The organism is Teretinema zuelzerae, assembly GCF_021021555.1.
Classification (GTDB): domain Bacteria; phylum Spirochaetota; class Spirochaetia; order Treponematales; family Treponemataceae; genus Teretinema; species Teretinema zuelzerae.
Genome location: NZ_JAINWA010000001.1, coordinates 766,250 through 782,676, shown reverse-complemented (window position 1 = coordinate 782,676; position 16,427 = coordinate 766,250). Strand labels below are relative to the sequence as shown.

Here is a 16,427-nt window from a genome sequence, read left to right as displayed (position 1 = left end):
TTGTTTGACAAGGTTAATTTGCGGTCATTATAGTGGGTGTATGACAGTACTACAAATGCTTATGACAAGCCTGGCCGCTAACGGATTGTTTTTCATCCTGGCCCTGGCCCTCAAGACCGATGTGTTCACGGATATCACCTACAGCATGACCTTCGTAGTGCTGACGGCGATTGTATTCTTTTCGTCGGGCAACGCCTCCCTTCCCCAAGTTCTGACCGCGGTTCTGGTGGTTCTCTGGGGCCTTCGCCTCGGCGCCTACCTCTTTTCGCGGATTCTCAGGATGAAGGTCGACCATCGCTTCGACGACAAGCGGGACAGCTTCATACGCTTCGGATCCTTCTGGCTGCTGCAAGCCGTGACCGTGTGGCTCGTGATGCTTCCGATCCGCGGAATCCTTGCCGATCCCCTCGCGGCCGAACTGCCCCCTGCAGCCTGGATAGCCTTTCCGCTCGCCCTGGCGGCCCTCCTTTTCGAAACGGTTGCTGACGCCCAGAAGTCACGCTTCAAATTCAGCCCGGAAGGAAAAGATTCGTTCATGCGCACCGGGCTGTGGAAGTATTCGCGGCATCCGAACTATTTCGGAGAGATCGTGTTTTGGTGGGCTCTTTCGATTCCCGGAATATTCCTGTTCCGCGGCGCCGAGCTTCTCGCCTTCATCGGACCGGTCGCGATCACAGTGCTCATCCTCTTCGTCAGCGGCATACCTCTTTTGGAAAATTCCGCCGAAAAGAAATGGGGCTCGGATCCCGACTGGCTGAGCTACAAGCGGAGAACGTCCCTGTTTTTCCCGCTTCCTCCGGCCAAGGAGTAATGTATGAGTTTTCTGTCCTTTCCGGTTTTGCTTCTTGCTTCGTTTCTTGCCGGAAGCATTCCGTCCGCCTGGATAGCGGTGCGCCTGCTGAAGGGACAGAATATTTCCGAACTGGGGAGCGGCAATCCCGGCGCGACCAACGTGTTTCGCGTCGCCGGCTGGAAGGCCGCTCTTCCGGTGTTCCTTGTCGACTTCATGAAGGGTTTTCTTCCCGTGTTTCTCGCCTCCTCGGGCATGCTTCCGCGCTTTTGGAATTTGAGTTCTTCAACCGTTGCGCTCGCCGCCGGAACCGCCTCGGTTCTCGGCCACGTTTTTTCTCCGTGGATGAGATTCCGCGGAGGGAAGGGCGTGGCGACCGGGGCGGGAATGTTTACCGCCCTTTCGCCGCCTTCGGCGATCGTCTGCGCCCTCGTTTTTTCTGCCGTGCTCGGCCTGTCGCGGCGCATGTCCCTGGCGTCCCTTTCGGCGGCCGTAGCGCTGCCGGTTTCTCTGTTTGTTTTGCCGCGCATGCTCGGAGAAACGCCCGACTACGCGGTTTTCGTCTTCGGATCAGCAATTTCGCTGGGAGTGTTTCTCCGTCATAGGGGAAATATTAGTAAACTGATACAGGGGCTCGAAGCCCCACTTTTTTAAAATACCAGGAGAGCGTATGACTGGATCGGGCATCAAAGAGCTGAGATCGATAAACGGGACTGTGGTCTACAACAGTTTTCTTTCAGGCTATGAAAAGCTGGCCGCTGAACGGGTGCATCTGGATGCGATAAACGTATTTCCCGTTCCCGACGGAGACACCGGAAGCAATATGGTTTCCACTCTCTACACGGCCATCCGCGAGCCTCCCTCTTCTCATTCGCTTTCCGGAACGTTGGGGCAGATCGCAGACCGCGCCCTGTCCGGAGCCCGGGGAAATTCCGGCATCATACTCGCCCAGTTTTTGAACGGACTTGCGGAGGCCTGTCCCGACGAAGCCGCCATGTCCACGATCGAATTTGCCGAAGCCCTGAAAAAGGCCGCGGCCGGAACGCGAAACGCCGTGGAGAATCCGCGCGAGGGTACGCTCATCACGCTTCTCGACGTATGGACCGGCGAAATGTACCGCTTGTCCCATGCGATAGGCGATTTCAAGGATTTATTTCTCGGGAGCATGGAACGCGCGCGGGAAGCTTTGGCGGAAACCCGGGACATGCTCGAAGAACTGCGATCCGCCCGGGTCGTGGACGCCGGCGCTTCGGGCTTTGTATCGTTTCTCGAAGGCATCGCCCTCATGATAGCTTCCGGAGTGGTTCCCTCCCGGCCCGAAGCCGAGCCTATGGCATTCGAATCGACAGGCGACGAACACGTCGTCAGCCCGGAAAATATCGCGCATCGCTATTGCACGGAAGCGCTGATCCGCCGACCCGCGGGAGGAGAAGCCTTCCCGGAGCATCTTCACGAAGCGCTCAAGGAGATGGGCGATTCGCTGATCATCAGCAACGGCCGGGAACGGACGCGCATTCACATCCATACGAACGATCCGTCCGCCCTGTTTTTGACCCTGCGCGGATACGGCAAAAAAGAAGAGCAGAAGGTCGACGACATGAAGCACCAGTATAACTGCGTGCATCGTCCCGTTTCCCGGATTGCAGTGGTCACGGATTCTATAGCCGACATTCCCGGAGACCTTGCCGACCAATATCAAATACACGTGATACCCCAGAAAATCCGCTGGGGCGAGGACGAGTATCTCGATCGGGTGACGATCACCAGCAGAACCATGCTGCCGTATCTGGACGCGAGCCCCGATTATCCGGGAAGCTCGGCGCCTGATCCCGCGCGCGTGAATCAGGTGTTCTCCTGGCTGTCTTCGCACTACGATTCGGTGATTGCCGTTCCCGTCGCGAAGGCGCAAAGCGCGACCTGGCAGGTGATGAGTTCGGCCGCTCGGGAGTTCAAGAAGAGGGGCTTCACGATCGATGTCGTAGACTCCCGCCTCAACTCGGCTGCCCAGGGATTGGCGGTTCTTTCAGCTGCTCGCGACGCCGCCGAAGGAATCCCCCACGACGAGATACTCAAGCGTCTCGAGAAGACGATAGAAAACGCGAAGATTTATGTGAGCGTTGCTACCTTCAAATACATGGTGAGGGGCGGGCGGGTGAGCGCCCTGAAGGGGTTGATCGCGGCTCTTACCCGCTTGAAGCCCGTCGTTTCTCTGGACGCGGCCGGAAAGGGCGTCGCCTGGGGAGCCTCGTTCAGCGCTGACGGAAGCGCGGCGAAAATTCTCAAGGAAGCGAAAACCTCGAAAAGCGGGATACGCAGGTGGGCTGTGGTACACGCGGCGGCGCCCGAACGAGCGGCCGACATGGCAGAAAAAATGAGCTCCGTTCTGGGAACGGAGCCCGAATACGTGATGGAAATCTCTCCCATCGTGGCGCTTCACGCCGGCATAGGAGCGGTCGCGGTAGCCTGGATTTGAGTCCGCAGGCTCAGTAGCCGAGCCGCTCGCCGACGATGATGACGGTGAAATCGCTGCGCGAGGGGCGCCGCTTCATGACCGAATATATTCGGCAGATGCGCGTTTCGGATTTGCAGTCCATGCAGACGCCTGAGTTCGTGCAGGGGTTTCCCGTGCCGAGGCGCTGGTTGTTCATGGGAGAGGCGATGCCTTCGAGCCTCGCTTCTGCTTCTTCCAGGTCGCGGACGATTTTATTGAAGCCGGCTACCACTATCGTTTTCTTCGGTCCGAAGGTGATGGCGGCGACCCGGTTTCCGTTTCCGTCGATGTTATAGAGTTCGCCTTTCATCGTTATCGCGTTCGAGCTCGAGAGAAACACGTCGCAGGAGAGCTGTGCACGCATCACGTCCATTTTTTGTTCCGCAGAAAGCCCCTGGGCGGAATGATCGAGGAGGCGGGCTCCCTTGTTTTCGAGCCTGTCCTTTAATTCAAGCGCGCGTATGGTCATCGATCCGCCCAAACCGACGCTTGCTCCGGCTGTGACGACGGATTCGATATAATCCGCCGCCTGTTCAGCGGTTTCCACGAACCGCGCGTCGAAGCCGTTCTTCTTGAGCGCGGCGCAGGTTGCTTCTCCCACCGTGCGGGCATGCCAAATTTCAGTCGTTGTCATTCATCCCTCCGCTTGTCTAGTGCGTTATTCTATCAGTGTATTCGTCTTTTCCTCCGTTTACAAGCGCGCTTTCTCCGAATAGCCTCGATGGCTGCCCGGCGTTCCTGCCAAAAAACGTGCTCTTCGACTCCTGCCATAATAAAACTACTTTTCCTTGTTCCTTTTTGGAAACCAATGGTTCAATAAGCCCAGACATAAGTCCTTAAGGAGGAACGTATGAATGATGCAGTAAAGGCTGCCGGCGTCGAAACATCGGGCCGGGTGCGCATCCAGCAATTCGGGCGGTTTTTGAGCGGCATGGTTATGCCGAATCTCGGAGCCTTCATCGCCTGGGGTTTGATCACAGCCCTTTTTATCCCGACAGGATGGCTTCCTAATGAGAGGCTCGCGAGCCTCGTCGGTCCGATGATCACGTATTTATTGCCTCTGTTGATCGGTTTTACCGGAGGCCGCATGGTGTGGGGCATCCGCGGAGGCGTAGTCGGAGCCGTCGCGACGATGGGCGTCATCGTCGGAAGCGGAATCCCGATGTTTATCGGAGCGATGCTGATGGGACCGATCGGCGGCTACGCGATCCGTTTCTTCGACCGCAAGGTAGAGGGAAAGATTCCCGGCGGCTTCGAAATGCTGGTGAACAATTTCTCCGCCGGAATCATCTCCATGATTCTCGCCCTGGTTTCGCTCGTTCTCATCCAGCCCGTCGTAGGCGGACTGATGACCGTGCTTCAGGGAGCAGTCGGCTGGATCGTAGACCGCCAGCTTCTTCCCCTCGCGTCCCTCTTCATCGAACCGGGAAAGATTCTCTTTTTGAACAACGCGATCAACCACGGAGTTCTGGGGCCCCTCGCGGTTTCGCAGGTCACGGAAGCGGGCAAGTCCATCCTCTATCTGCTTGAAGCGAATCCCGGCCCCGGCCTCGGAATCCTCCTCGCGTACTGGCTCTTTTCCAAGGGAACCGCCAAAGACAGCGCACCCGGCGCGGTCATCATCCACTTCTTCGGCGGAATCCACGAGATTTACTTCCCCTATGTGCTGATGCAGCCCATTCTGATCCTCGCGGTAATCGCGGGCGGCGCGACCGGCGTTTTCACCTTCATGATCACCGGAGCGGGCGAAGTCGCTTCTCCCTCTCCCGGAAGCATACTCGCCCTCATGGCGGTAGCTCCCCGCGGCGGCCTTCTTCCCGTACTTTCGGGCGTTCTTACTTCTTCCATCGTCAGCTTCATCGTGGCCATGCCCTTCGTAAAGCGCGCCGCCTCCCGCATGAGCGAATCGGACGCCGCCGCGAGCCTTGAAACCGCGAAAGACTCTGTCCGCGATATGAAAAATCTCGGTAAAATCGAGTCGATCGCCTTCGCCTGCGACGCCGGAATGGGGACCAGCGCCATGGGCGCTACCCGTCTGAAGAAGCTTCTCGGCGAATCAGGAATGACCGGAATCCAGGTGATTCACTGTTCAGTGGACGAGGTTCCCAGGGGAACCAGCGTCGTCATCTGCCAGAAGAGCCTCGTCGACCGCGTCAAGGCGTCGAACCCCGGTTCCCGGGTATACGGCATCTCCAATCTGGTGAACGCCGGAGAATACCGCGAAATCGTCGATGAATTAGCGGCCGCCAGGGCGTAATTCGATTTATACTGGTATCCGTCTGCTTCCGGCTCTCGCGCCGGGGGCAGACGTATTCGAAGGAGAGGAGCGATGGGATTTTTTGACTATATTTTGAAGAACCGGACCGTCATGCTCAATCTTGATGCGAAAGACTGGAGGGACGCGATCCGAAAGGGCGGCGCTCTTCTATTGTCCGCCGGCAGCTGCCGGGGTTCCTATATCGACGCGATGATAGACGGATGCGAACGGAACGGTCCGTATTTCGTGATCGGTCCCGGTCTCGCCATGCCCCATGCGCGGCCTGAAACAGGAGTCATCGAAACCGGCTACGGAATCGTGACGCTCCGGACGGGAGTCAATTTCGGCGATCCCGAAAACGATCCCGTCGACGTGCTCGTATTCATGGCCGCCAAAGACCAGGCGGCGCACACCGAGGAAGCGATGCTCCAGGTGGCGGAGTTCTGCGACAATATCGACTGGCTCATGGAGCTCAGGGTCGCGAAAACAGTCGAGGAAGTAATAGCCCTTCTTAAGCGGGCGGAAAAACAATGCGCTCCCATGTGAGATGCGCGGTGGAGACGAATACATGAAAACAACAGCGGTCCGGCTTTACGGAAAAAACGATTTGAGGCTTGAAGAATTTCCCCTGCCGGAGATTCGCGACGACGAAATATTGATGGAAGTGATGGCCGACAGCCTGTGCATGAGTTCGTGGAAGGCGGTTCAGGCCGGCGCGGACCACAAGCGCGTCCCGAACGATATTGCCGAAAGGCCGATAATCGTCGGCCATGAAATGTCCGGCCGGCTGGCGAAGATCGGCGCGAAGTGGAAGGGTCAGTGGAGCGAGGGCCAGCGTGTTACGATCCAGCCGGCGCTCAACTACAAGGGCTCGATGGATTCGCCCGGGTATTCCTACCGCTATTGCGGAGGAGAGGCGACCTACGTCGTTCTTCCCCCCGAGGTGATGCTGGTGGACGCCCTGCTCGCAGTCAAGGGCGAAGGCTATTTCCAGTCCGCTCTTTCCGAACCGTATTCCTGCGTCATCGGCGCGATGCATTCCCTGTTCCGGACGAGCAGGACGAAGCATGAGCACGAGATGGGCCTGAAAGCCGGCGGCAGGCTCGCCGTGCTGGGGGGCTGCGGACCCATGGGCCTCGCCGCGATCGACTACGCCCTCTCCGGTCCGGTTCAGCCTTCATCGATCGTGGTGACCGACCGGGACCATAAACGCGTCGCGCGCGCGCTGGGCATATTCGCTCCCGTCGCGGCCGAGCGCGGAGTCTCCTTGCGGATACTGGACACCGACGGAGCCGTCGACGAAGCGGCCCTTTTGCGCGAGGCTTCGGACAACGAGCTCTACGACGATATTCTGGTGATGGTCGCGATTCCCGCGGTTCTGGAAATGGCTGAAGCCCTGCTCGCGTTCAACGGCTGCCTCAACTTTTTCGCCGGCCCCCTCGCCACGGACTTTTACGCCCGCATCAATTACTACGACGTCCACTATATGGAAAAGCACGTGATCGGCACGACCGGAGGAAATACCGACGATCAGCGCGAAGCTCTCGCCCTCATGGACAGCGGCCTTTTAAAGCCCGGCGCCCTGGTGACTCATGTAGGCGGCCTCGACGCCTCGGTCTCTGCGACTCTCAATCTGCCCGCTCTGGGCGGAGGCAAGAAGCTCATTTATACTCACAAGAAGTTCCCCCTGTTCGCTCTGGACGATGTGCCCGAGCTTGCGAAAAAGGACCCCTGGTTCGCGCCGCTCGAGACGATTCTCGCCGCGGCCGGAGGCATGTGGTGCGTGCAAGCCGAACAGTATGTATTCGATACCGCTCCGGAAGTGAGCGGCGATCCTTCAGTCGCGAGGAAAGAAGCATGAGACGCATTCTGGCGGCAGGCCTGAGTCCTACGCTCCAAAAAACGATTGCATTCAAAAATCTGACGGTCGACGCGGTGAACCGCTCGCAGGGATACCGCATCGACGCTTCGGGAAAAGCGGTCAACGCGTCCCGCGTCCTCGACCAGCTCGAAAAGGGCTGCGTAAAAAATCTGTGCCCGCTGGGTTCGGACAACGCGGACTTTTTTCTCGAACTCGCCGCCCGCGACGGGTTGCCGGTGGTTCCACTCTACACGACCGGCCGCGTGAGATATTGCTACACCCTGGTCGAGCCGGGGAGCGGGCGGGCCACCGAGCTGGTGGTGAGCGAGCCTGTCGGCTCTGACGATTACGCGGCGCTCGCCGCCGAACTCCTTTCGATGCTCAAACGCGAAGCCGCCGAAGCGGACGCCTTTGTGTTCGCGGGCAGCAGGCCCTCCTTCTGGCCGGCCGGTTTGTGCGCCGATCTCTGCGCCGCCGCGCGCGAACAGGGCCTTCTGGTAATGGCCGACTTCCACGGTCCCGATTTGGCCCGGACGATCGAAAAAGCGGTTCCGGACATCATTAAGATCAACGAAGAAGAGTTCTGCGGAACCTTCGGCTTTCCGTTCCCTCTTCCCGAACCTGAACTGACGAAGGCGATAGCCGACAAAAGCCGCGAGCTCGATTCGCTCATCGTCATAACCCGCGGTTCGAAGGATACCTTCGCAGCGGACAGGGGGGAGTTGCATCGCCAGAAGGTGACGCCGGTAACCGCATTGAACGCGATAGGCTGCGGGGATTCCTTTACGGCGGGCTTCCTCCACGAATGGCTCGCGTCCGGTTCCGTACCCCTCGCTCTCGCAGAGGGAGGGCGATGCGCCGCCCTTAACGCGCTTAATTTGCGCCCCGGCTCCATACGCGATCCGGGAGCCGAAGGAGAAACTCTATGGTAGAAGCTGAAATTCTGGTCACCAATCCCTCCGGCCTTCACACCCGGCCGGCAAAAAAAATAGTCGACGCTTCAAAAAAGTACAGCTCGGAAATTTTCATTTCGAAGGGCGATAAAAAGGAAAGCGCCAAAAATCTCATTAAACTGATGAAGCTCGGCATAACCTCCGGCAATAAGATCGTCCTGAGCTGCGAAGGTTCGGACGAGTCCGACGCGCTGGAATCGATTGCGGCTCTCATCCGCGGTTTGACCGAATAGAGGAATCAATGAATACCCGTACGATTTCTGCAGTTACTTTGTCCCGCGGAGCGGCCCTCGGTCCGGCCCTTGTCTACGACGAGGGGGAAAAGATTCCCGCCGCGGAGATCCTCCCACCCGAGCGCAGGGAGAGCGAGCTGGTTCTCCTGAAATCAGCGGTGGAAGGCGCCGTGCGCGAACTTCTGGAAACGGCGGAAAAGGCCGCCCGCGAAATAGGCGCGGAGAACGCGGAGATTTTCGAAGGACACGCGGACATCGCCGGCGACGAGGATTTCTTCCTTGAAATGAAGGCAGTCGTCATGGAAGAGGGGCGCTGCGCCGAATGGGCCGCCCGCACCGTCTCCGAACGAAACGCGCTCGAGATGGAAGAGCTCGACGACGAATACCTGCGCGAGCGGGGAGAGGACTTCCGGGATATCGGCAAGCGCATCGCTTCCCATGTTTCGTCCCTGCGTTCGGGCGCCTGCCGCGAACAGGGCCTCTATCCACCGCATCCTGCCGTCGTCTGCTCGGAAACCCTGAGCCCCGCCCAGACGGTGTGCTTCCATCTTCCCCACGTGCTGGGCTTCGTCGTCTCGACGGGAGGCTCTACTTCCCACGCGGCCATCCTCGCGCGCTCCCTTTCGATTCCCGCCGTCCGCGTGAGTCCGAAGGATCTCGCCTCCCTGAAAGACGGGGACACGCTCATACTCAATCTGAAAAAAGACGAACTGTCCGTGCATCCCGACGCCGCATCTCAACAGGACGCTCGCGCCCTGATCGAGCGGGAACGCGAAAAACGGATCGCTCTGGAAGCCCTGCGCGATCTTCCCTCCCAAACCCTGTGCGGCCGCAGAATCGGCCTCTACGCGAACGCAGGCTCCATGAAAGACCTGCCCCTTCTCGGCGCAGTCCATCCCGACGGGGTCGGCTTGTTCCGTACCGAATTCCTTTTCATGGAGCAGCCGTCTCTTCCCGATGTTCCGACCCAGACCGCCTTTTACGCGCGCGTTCTTGAAACTCTTTCAGGGCGGCCCGTCGTGTTCCGCCTCCTGGACATCGGAGCGGACAAGCCCCTTCCGTACGCTCCGCATCCTCATGAATCGAATCCCTTCCTCGGCTGGAGGGGAATCCGCTTCCTGCTTGGCAATCCCGGGATACTCCGCGGCCAGCTGGAGGCCCTCCTCCTCGCGTCAGCCTCCGTCGGCGCGGAGGTTCGCATCATGGTTCCGATGGTTTCGAACGTCTCCGAAATGCGCGCTGTCCGGGAAATCCTGGACGAAATTATTCCGCGAACGGGAGGACGGGCCCTCCTCGGCATGATGGTGGAGACGCCTGCCGCCGCCTTGACTGTCCGCTCCTATAAGGGGCTTTCTGATTTCATCAGCATCGGAAGCAACGATCTGACCCAATACACCCTCGCGGCCGATCGGGAGAATTCTCTTCTGTCCGGCCTCTACGCGGAAACCCATCCTGCTGTTCTCCGCCTGATGGCCTCGGCCTGCCGCGACGCCCGCGAGTGCGGCATGGAAACGGGAATATGCGGAGAGTTCGCCTCGCGGCCGGAAGGAACCATTCTGCTGGCGGCCATGGGTTTCGACGAGCTCAGCGTTTCGCCTTCGGCGATTCTCGAAACAAAGGCGCTCATAAGATCCCTGCGGCTTTCTGCCGCGCAGGAGCTGTTGGCCCGCGTTCTCGAGCTTCCCGATTCCGCTTCCGTCGCGGGCGAAACCGCGGCCTTTATTTCGCGGGAGGCCCTTTGCGTATGAGGCCGCGGCTCAGGGTTATACTGGATGTCCTTCTTTCCTCCGACTCCTGGACTCCGGTGCACGAGCTCGCGCGAGCCGCGGGAGCAGGGGTGAGAACCGTCTTCCGGGACGTCCTCGAACTCGAATACATCCTGAAGCCCTACGGCGTAGATATCGAAAAAAAACGCGGCATCGGCATCCGCCTTTCCGGTGATCTTTCCTCCATCCCCGGCAGGGAGCGGTCCCTCGCCGGACGCCTGCCCTGGCTGACCGCCGAACAGCGCGCTTTCGCCCTCGTCTGCTATCTGGGACATGAGCGGCGCGTATTCAAGCTCACCGAGCTGGCTCTGCTGTTCGGCGTGAGCGATTCCTGCGTGAGCGGGGATTTGCGCGAGGCCGAAGCGAATCTCGCGCGCTGGTCTTCCGGCGCCGTCCTTTCCCGGATGAAGGGCATCGGCATTTCCCTTGAAGGCGGAGAGTGGGCCGTCAGGACGGCTGTTCTTCACGCCGCGGTGCATCTCATGGATCCGCGCGACATTGTGCGCTCGGTTCAGCAGTCTCCGTCCCAGACCGATATCGCCCGGGTGCTGAGAACCCTCGGCTACGCCGAAAACCCGTCGGGCATCTTCGACGCCGTCCGTAAAGCGGAGCTGGATCTCGGCTATCATTTTTCCTGGTTCGATCAGGGCCTTCTGTGGATCTATCTCGTGATCGCGCTTCAGCGCCGCACTGAGGCCGGATACGAAGCGCCGTCCCTGTTCGCTGATACTGTTTTTTCCGTTCCCTCCCGGGTGTCCGCCGCCCTGCTTTCCCGTCTTTCTCCCGCTTCGAACGAAGCCGAAGTGCGTTTTCTTTCCGGCGTTCTTTCCTCCCTCGAAAGCGGCGAGCTTCGAGATTCGCTCCGCAGCCATCCGGCGATTCCGGATATTCTCACCCGCTTCATCGCTTCGCTCGACAAGAGGATGGCCGTTCCTTTGCTGTTCGACCGGACCCTGCTGCCCTTTCTCTCGTCGACTTTATCGGCGCAGATTTATAAAAAAATTCTCGGCCTTCCGATGCAGCCTGCCGCTGCCATGCAGAAAAGGGAAGGGCTCTCGGATATTCTCGACGATGCCGTTGCCGATGATTTGATTCCTCTGATCGAGCGGCAGCTCGGCGCAGTTCTCGATCCTGAAGACCTCTTCTCGTTTTCGCTCACGCTGTATTCAGCGGTCGACGCGTCGTCCCGAACCAGGCAGCCTCTTCGGGTTTTGATATCCTGTTTCGAAGGAATCTGCCTTGCGCAGTTTATTTCGTCTCTTATTTCCGCGCGCTTCCCGGAACTCGCGGTAGCCGGCGTGCGTTCCTGCGGGCGCTCCAACGGCGGCGGCTATTCGACCGAGCAGGCTGATTTCATCATCACCACCTTTCCCTCGTCGTCTCCTCATCTGAGCGAGTTCGCCGTACCCCTGCCGTTCGAGCCTGAAGAGTTTTGCCGGTCTCTCGCGCTGTTCCTCGCGGAGAACCCGATGCCGGGCCATGCGGCATCGACTGAAAAAAAGTCGCAGGACCAGGAGACTGCGGAGCCGGACGATCTGGTCGACGCGGCCGTCGAACTAATCGGCAGTTTCGTGTTCTCTCGGTTGAACGCTCCTGTTCATTCGGGAGGAGAAACCCGGGAGATCGCCCGGCTTGCCGCAGGGGACGGCCTGTCCGCGAAGCGGCTGAAAAGCGATCTGGACCGCCGGGAATCGTACGGAGCCGTCGTCCTTGAGAATACCGGCATCAGGCTTTTTCACTGCAGGTCGCGCGCGGCGGGTTCTCCGCGGTTCGGCGTGGTCAGGAACAGCGCGAATTCCGATGTATGGGTGTTCATGATAGCGCCGGAGCCGGCGTCAAAGCGGGATATCTCGATGCTCTCGCGTATTTCGGTCGCCCTCATGGACGATCTTGATTTTTCCCGGGTCATCGTTTCCGGCCAGCCGCAGGAGATAAAGCGGAGCCTTTTTCAGCTCTTCGCGGATTTTTTATAGACTTTTTCGCTGTACGCTCGCCGAATACGCCTGTCGGCGTCTACGGCTTCAGCCCGTCTCATTCCTTATACTGCGTCGCGATCTTGTTGAATTCGGCTTCTTTCGACAGAAAAAGCGTGACCAGTTCAGGATCGAAGTGCGATGCCGATCCCCTGCGTATGATATCCACTGTTTCCTCGTGGGACAGCGGCTTTTTATACGGCCTCTGAGAAATGCAGGCGTCGTATACGTCCGCGATCGCCATGACGCGCGCGCTGAGCGGAATGCTCGAGCCCTTAAGGCCGTGCGGGTAGCCGCTTCCATCCCATTTTTCGTGATGATACTCGGCGATCTCGGCCGCGAAGTTGAGGAAGGAATTTTCAGGCAGGCTTTCCTGAGTTCTCAGAATCGCGAAGCGGCCGAACAGGGGATGCTGCTTCATCAGGTTGAATTCCGCATCTGTGAGCTTTCCCGGCTTCAGGAGAATCGAATCGGGGATCGCGACCTTGCCGATATCGTGCAGCGTCGCCGACAGCCAGATCAGTTCCTTCGTGTCCTGGTCGTAGGGGCATTCGTCGCCCAAACTTTCCAGGAGGAGTTTCACGTAGAGCTTCGTGCGCTGAATATGGCTTCCGGTGTCGGTATCCCGGTATTCCGATAAAATCGCCATGCTGATGATGGTCGCTTCTTGCGTCGCTGTCAAATCCATCACCTTTTTGCGGAGGGCATGCTCCAGGTTGAGCCGCGCCGTCGTATCCTCGAATACGGTGAGAAAGGTGTTTCTGATCGGCCTCATGCTGATCTGCGCTTTTTTGACCGATCCGTCCTTGCAGGTTATTTCATACAGCCGCGCGTGGGTCGGACCGCCTCTCTGCGATGCGGCCTCTACGTCCTGTTCCCAGTTTTTCTGCATCCGGTTCCGGTAGTCGGCGTCGGGGTAGGCTTTAACCACCCACTCGTTCATGGTCGGAATATCTTCGAGCTCATAGCCGTAAGTCGCGGTGAAGGCGTGGTTGAGGAAGGTCAGCTTGCCGTCGGTCCGCGCGATGCCGATCGGAGCCGGAAGGAATTCAAGGGACTCCGAAAACTCGCATTCTCTCGCGGCGATCGCCTCCAGGCGGGCCCTGAGCGTCACCTGGTCGGATAGAATCTTCCCGGCAAGAACGGTCGCGACGGGATAGAGAATCAGAATCGGGACAGCCATGACGCGGATCGTATCGATAATGAAAGTTTTCGGGAGGGTCAGCATCAGGAGCAGCATCAGCGCGTGTACGATCAAACCGAAAAAGGCGAGAGTAAGGGTATTCGGCGGATTTTCGCTGTTTTTACCCTGAAGGCGGAAAACGATTCCCACTGTTATCGCCATGAGGCTTACAAGCGATCCCGTCAATGCTCCCGGACCTCCGAGCATCACCCGGTACCCGATCGCCATCGCGGCGCTGATCCCCCCGGTCCATCCTCCGAAGAAGAGGGCGCCCAGACTGAGCATGAGCGACCTTCCGTCGAAAATAACCCCCTCTGCGACGCGAAGCGGAGTCATCATCGCGAGCACGGTGCTCGATCCGAACACAAAGCCCTGCACGATTCCGTTGACCGTCTTATACTTTGAAAGTCGGGAGTCTATGAAGGCTGAAAGCGTCGTCAGGGCGATAAGAAGGGCTAGATTCAGGATCAGATCCGCATATATCATAGTTAAATGGTAGAATATGATAGTGAAATTATCAATCGAAAAGATGGTATATTATTGATAGCGCTATTAAGGAGGAATTTGTGACGAGTAATCTGTGGTTTGCCTTCTCCCTGACTCTTTTTGCAGGTCTTTCAACCGGAATCGGCAGTTTGATCGGCCTGTTGTCCAAGAAATTCAATCCCCGCCTTTTGACCGTCGCTCTGGGCTTCTCCGCGGGAGTTATGATCTATGTGTCGATGATCGAAATTTTCGCGAAGGCGAAGGACTCTCTCAGCATCGCCCTCGGCCCCAAAATGGGCTACGTCTGGACGGTCGTTGCCTTTTTCGCAGGCATTTTCGTTATCGCCTTCATCGACAAGGTGATCCCTTCCTACGAAAACCCGCATGAGCTCAATGTGGCGAAAAAAATCGAATCCGCAAGCGAGAAAGAGAAAAGAAAGCTGCTGCGCATGGGCGCCTTTTCCGCGCTCGCGATCGGAATCCACAACTTTCCGGAAGGACTCGCGACTTTCATGAGCGGCCTCACCAATCCCACCCTCGGAGTCAGCATCGCGGTCGCCATCGCAATCCACAACATCCCTGAAGGCCTTGCTGTTTCCGCACCCATATTTTACGCGACAAAGAGCCGCCGCAAGGCCTTCACGCTGTCCTTCCTTTCCGGACTTGCCGAGCCGCTAGGCGCGTTGATCGGATATTTCCTGTTGCGGACCGTTTTTACTGAAAGCACCTTCGGCCTCATTTTCGCGGGAGTATCGGGGATCATGGTCTACATTTCCCTGGACGAACTTCTTCCCACGGCGGAGGAATTCGGCGAGCACCATCTCGCTATCGGCGGCCTCATCGCCGGAATGATGGTGATGGCCGCCAGTCTTCTTCTTTTCGCGTAGCAACTTGACAGATCACCGCTAAGGCAGGGCATACTTGCATCATGGAAAATATCTGGACCGAAGAATTCCCGGTGAGAACCTGGGACGTAGACAGAACGGGACGGCTGCATGCGGCGGCCGCTTTTAATTATTTTCAGGAGATCGCCGGCAACCACGCCGAGGCTCTCGGAGTGGGGAAGGCTCCTCTCGCCGCTACCGGCCACGCGTGGATACTCTCCCGGATGACGGCGGTGATCCTTCGCAGGAGCGGCTGGGGAGAAACCCTGAATGCCCGCACCTGGCCGCGCGGTACGGACCGCCTGTTCGCCGTGCGCGACTACGAACTCCTCGATTCCGACAGCGAAATTGTCGGCAGGGGAAGAAGCGGGTGGATCGTGCTGGACACGCAGAAAATGCGCCCCGTCCGTCCCGGTTTCCTCACCGATTCGATCCCTCTCAACGAGGGCCGCGACGCGGTACCGGACGGAATCGGCTCTCTCGAATCCTTTCCTGATCTCGAACCTGTCGGATCGCGCGATTCGGCGTATTCGGACATAGATTACAACGGGCATGTGAACAACGCCCGTTATGTTCAGTGGATCCAGGACGCGCTTCCCCGCGAAGCTCTGGAGAACTCCGCCGGATATCGGATCGACGTCAATTATCTATCCGAGGTGAAGCCCGGAGCGTCGGTGGATTTTTTCTGCGGACAGCGCAAGCGTACCGGAAACGACGGCGCGGAGTATTCGTTCTACGCCTTCGAGGGCCGGCATCGGGACGGCGGGCAGCCTTCCTTCCGCGCCGAGATTCGCCTGTTCTGATTACGCCCGCATGGAAGGAGATCCGTTCATGGATGTGTTTTTTTCAACTTCGGCAATGCCGTTCGGCGTCGCGATTCTCCGCCTGGCCCTCTCGCTCGCAGCTGGGGGCATTCTCGGCTTCGAACGGGCCCGCCGGAAACAGAGCGCGGGGTTGAGAACCCATATTCTCATCTGTCTCGGTTCGACCCTTCTCATGCTTCTTTCAATAGAATTGCCTTCGCGCTATATCGCGAATCAGATGGGAGATCCCGGCAGGATTGCCGCCCAGGTCGTGTCCGGCATCGGTTTTCTCGGAGCGGGTTCCATCATCCGCCTGGGCAATACCATCAAGGGGCTGACTACCGCCGCGTCCATCTGGTTCGTCGCGGCTATAGGGCTTGCCATCGGCGCGGGCATGTATGTTCCCGCGGGGATCGCTCTGTTCTTTTCGCTATTCGCCCTGGTTGTTCTCGAGCCGGTCGAACGCTGGTTCTTTCCCGCGGAGCGGCTCAAGCATCTCGTCGTCACCTATTCCGGCGAGATCAATTTCCCCGACGCCGCGCGCGTCGTCATCGAAGAGATGGGCCTTTCGGTTCATTCGGTCGATATGGAAAAAAACCTCAAGAACGGCGAGTCCCAGGTGCGCTTTTTGGTCGGAGTGCCGGTTACAACTGACACGAACAGACTGTGCAGCCTTATCAAGGAAATCGGCGGGGTCGAGAAGCTTGATATCAAGGAAAAATTCTAGGTACGGGCGGATTTCCTGTC

The 16,427-nt window shown here is 58.5% G+C and carries 15 protein-coding genes; 13 read left to right on the top strand and 2 right to left on the bottom strand.

Annotated elements, in window-relative coordinates; translation table 11 throughout:
* Window positions 1-40: 40 nt before the first annotated feature.
* Genes K7J14_RS03550 through K7J14_RS03540 form a run of 3 tightly spaced genes read left to right on the top strand, consistent with a single transcriptional unit; the run spans window position 41 to window position 3,263 of the window.
* Window positions 41-811, top strand: coding sequence for a DUF1295 domain-containing protein (locus K7J14_RS03550; protein ID WP_230753199.1), 771 nt, complete (start codon window positions 41-43; stop codon window positions 809-811).
* 3 nt (window positions 812-814) lie between these two features.
* Window positions 815-1,444, top strand: a complete 630-nt coding sequence (gene plsY, locus K7J14_RS03545) for a glycerol-3-phosphate 1-O-acyltransferase PlsY (RefSeq protein WP_230753196.1) — start codon at window positions 815-817, stop codon at window positions 1,442-1,444.
* Window positions 1,445-1,460: 16 nt separating this feature from the next.
* Window positions 1,461-3,263, top strand: a complete 1,803-nt coding sequence (locus K7J14_RS03540) for a DegV family protein (protein ID WP_230753194.1) — start codon at window positions 1,461-1,463, stop codon at window positions 3,261-3,263.
* A 10-nt stretch (window positions 3,264-3,273) separates the two neighbouring features.
* Here K7J14_RS03540 and K7J14_RS03535 read toward each other — a convergent pair whose 3' ends face one another.
* The gene (locus K7J14_RS03535; protein ID WP_230753192.1) at window positions 3,274-3,915 is read right to left on the bottom strand and encodes a lactate utilization protein; all 642 of its coding nucleotides are present in this window, start codon (window positions 3,913-3,915) and stop codon (window positions 3,274-3,276) included.
* Window positions 3,916-4,131: 216 nt separating this feature from the next.
* On the opposite strand from K7J14_RS03535, the gene K7J14_RS03530 reads away from it, so the two are divergent.
* From K7J14_RS03530 to K7J14_RS03500, 7 genes are all read left to right on the top strand, one after another.
* Window positions 4,132-5,538, top strand: a complete 1,407-nt coding sequence (locus K7J14_RS03530) for a PTS mannitol transporter subunit IICB (RefSeq protein ID WP_230753188.1) — start codon at window positions 4,132-4,134, stop codon at window positions 5,536-5,538.
* 72 nt (window positions 5,539-5,610) lie between these two features.
* On the top strand, window positions 5,611-6,084 hold the full coding sequence (locus K7J14_RS03525) for a PTS sugar transporter subunit IIA (protein WP_230753185.1): 474 nt from the start codon (window positions 5,611-5,613) through the stop codon (window positions 6,082-6,084).
* A gap of 22 nt (window positions 6,085-6,106) precedes the next feature.
* Complete coding sequence (locus K7J14_RS03520; RefSeq protein WP_230753182.1) at window positions 6,107-7,399, top strand: alcohol dehydrogenase catalytic domain-containing protein; 1,293 nt, start codon at window positions 6,107-6,109, stop codon at window positions 7,397-7,399.
* Entirely contained in the window at window positions 7,396-8,331 is a 936-nt protein-coding gene (locus K7J14_RS03515) for a 1-phosphofructokinase family hexose kinase (protein ID WP_230753180.1), read from the top strand. The genes K7J14_RS03520 and K7J14_RS03515 overlap by 4 nt, the downstream gene beginning before the upstream one ends.
* A complete protein-coding gene (locus K7J14_RS03510) occupies window positions 8,325-8,585 on the top strand; it encodes an HPr family phosphocarrier protein (protein WP_230753178.1) in 261 nt (86 codons plus the stop codon). The genes K7J14_RS03515 and K7J14_RS03510 overlap by 7 nt, the downstream gene beginning before the upstream one ends.
* Window positions 8,586-8,593: 8 nt before the next feature.
* Entirely contained in the window at window positions 8,594-10,333 is a 1,740-nt protein-coding gene (gene ptsP / locus K7J14_RS03505) for a phosphoenolpyruvate--protein phosphotransferase (RefSeq protein WP_230753176.1), read from the top strand.
* Complete coding sequence (locus K7J14_RS03500) at window positions 10,330-12,324, top strand: hypothetical protein (RefSeq protein ID WP_230753174.1); 1,995 nt, start codon at window positions 10,330-10,332, stop codon at window positions 12,322-12,324. Before ptsP ends, K7J14_RS03500 begins: the two co-directional genes overlap by 4 nt.
* 58 nt (window positions 12,325-12,382) lie before the next feature.
* Here K7J14_RS03500 and K7J14_RS03495 read toward each other — a convergent pair whose 3' ends face one another.
* Window positions 12,383-13,993: an HD domain-containing phosphohydrolase gene (locus tag K7J14_RS03495; RefSeq protein ID WP_230753171.1), complete on the bottom strand. Its 1,611-nt coding sequence runs from the start codon at window positions 13,991-13,993 to the stop codon at window positions 12,383-12,385.
* Window positions 13,994-14,073: 80 nt separating this feature from the next.
* Between K7J14_RS03495 and zupT the strand changes: the two genes are divergently transcribed.
* The 3 genes from zupT to K7J14_RS03480 are packed head-to-tail and all read left to right on the top strand — an operon-like array spanning window position 14,074 to window position 16,407.
* Complete coding sequence (gene zupT, locus K7J14_RS03490; RefSeq protein ID WP_230753168.1) at window positions 14,074-14,880, top strand: zinc transporter ZupT; 807 nt, start codon at window positions 14,074-14,076, stop codon at window positions 14,878-14,880.
* A gap of 41 nt (window positions 14,881-14,921) precedes the next feature.
* Window positions 14,922-15,680, top strand: a complete 759-nt coding sequence (locus K7J14_RS03485) for an acyl-[acyl-carrier-protein] thioesterase (protein ID WP_230753165.1) — start codon at window positions 14,922-14,924, stop codon at window positions 15,678-15,680.
* A gap of 28 nt (window positions 15,681-15,708) precedes the next feature.
* Entirely contained in the window at window positions 15,709-16,407 is a 699-nt protein-coding gene (locus K7J14_RS03480; RefSeq protein ID WP_230753163.1) for an MgtC/SapB family protein, read from the top strand.
* Window positions 16,408-16,427: the final 20 nt, after the last annotated feature.

What these genes read in the sequence shown, in the direction of transcription:
- plsY (WP_230753196.1), top strand. Translation starts at nt 815, where the DNA reads ATGAGTTTTCTGTCCTTTCCGGTTTTGCTTCTTGCTTCGTTTCTTGCC.
- K7J14_RS03485 (WP_230753165.1), top strand. Translation starts at nt 14,922, where the DNA reads ATGGAAAATATCTGGACCGAAGAATTCCCGGTGAGAACCTGGGACGTA.
- K7J14_RS03530 (WP_230753188.1), top strand. Translation starts at nt 4,132, where the DNA reads ATGAATGATGCAGTAAAGGCTGCCGGCGTCGAAACATCGGGCCGGGTG.
- K7J14_RS03480 (WP_230753163.1), top strand. Translation starts at nt 15,709, where the DNA reads ATGGATGTGTTTTTTTCAACTTCGGCAATGCCGTTCGGCGTCGCGATT.
- K7J14_RS03525 (WP_230753185.1), top strand. Translation starts at nt 5,611, where the DNA reads ATGGGATTTTTTGACTATATTTTGAAGAACCGGACCGTCATGCTCAAT.
- K7J14_RS03510 (WP_230753178.1), top strand. Translation starts at nt 8,325, where the DNA reads ATGGTAGAAGCTGAAATTCTGGTCACCAATCCCTCCGGCCTTCACACC.
- K7J14_RS03540 (WP_230753194.1), top strand. Translation starts at nt 1,461, where the DNA reads ATGACTGGATCGGGCATCAAAGAGCTGAGATCGATAAACGGGACTGTG.
- K7J14_RS03550 (WP_230753199.1), top strand. Translation starts at nt 41, where the DNA reads ATGACAGTACTACAAATGCTTATGACAAGCCTGGCCGCTAACGGATTG.
- K7J14_RS03500 (WP_230753174.1), top strand. Translation starts at nt 10,330, where the DNA reads ATGAGGCCGCGGCTCAGGGTTATACTGGATGTCCTTCTTTCCTCCGAC.
- ptsP (WP_230753176.1), top strand. Translation starts at nt 8,594, where the DNA reads ATGAATACCCGTACGATTTCTGCAGTTACTTTGTCCCGCGGAGCGGCC.
- K7J14_RS03520 (WP_230753182.1), top strand. Translation starts at nt 6,107, where the DNA reads ATGAAAACAACAGCGGTCCGGCTTTACGGAAAAAACGATTTGAGGCTT.
- K7J14_RS03495 (WP_230753171.1), bottom strand. Translation starts at nt 13,993, where the DNA reads ATGATATATGCGGATCTGATCCTGAATCTAGCCCTTCTTATCGCCCTG.
- K7J14_RS03515 (WP_230753180.1), top strand. Translation starts at nt 7,396, where the DNA reads ATGAGACGCATTCTGGCGGCAGGCCTGAGTCCTACGCTCCAAAAAACG.
- K7J14_RS03535 (WP_230753192.1), bottom strand. Translation starts at nt 3,915, where the DNA reads ATGACAACGACTGAAATTTGGCATGCCCGCACGGTGGGAGAAGCAACC.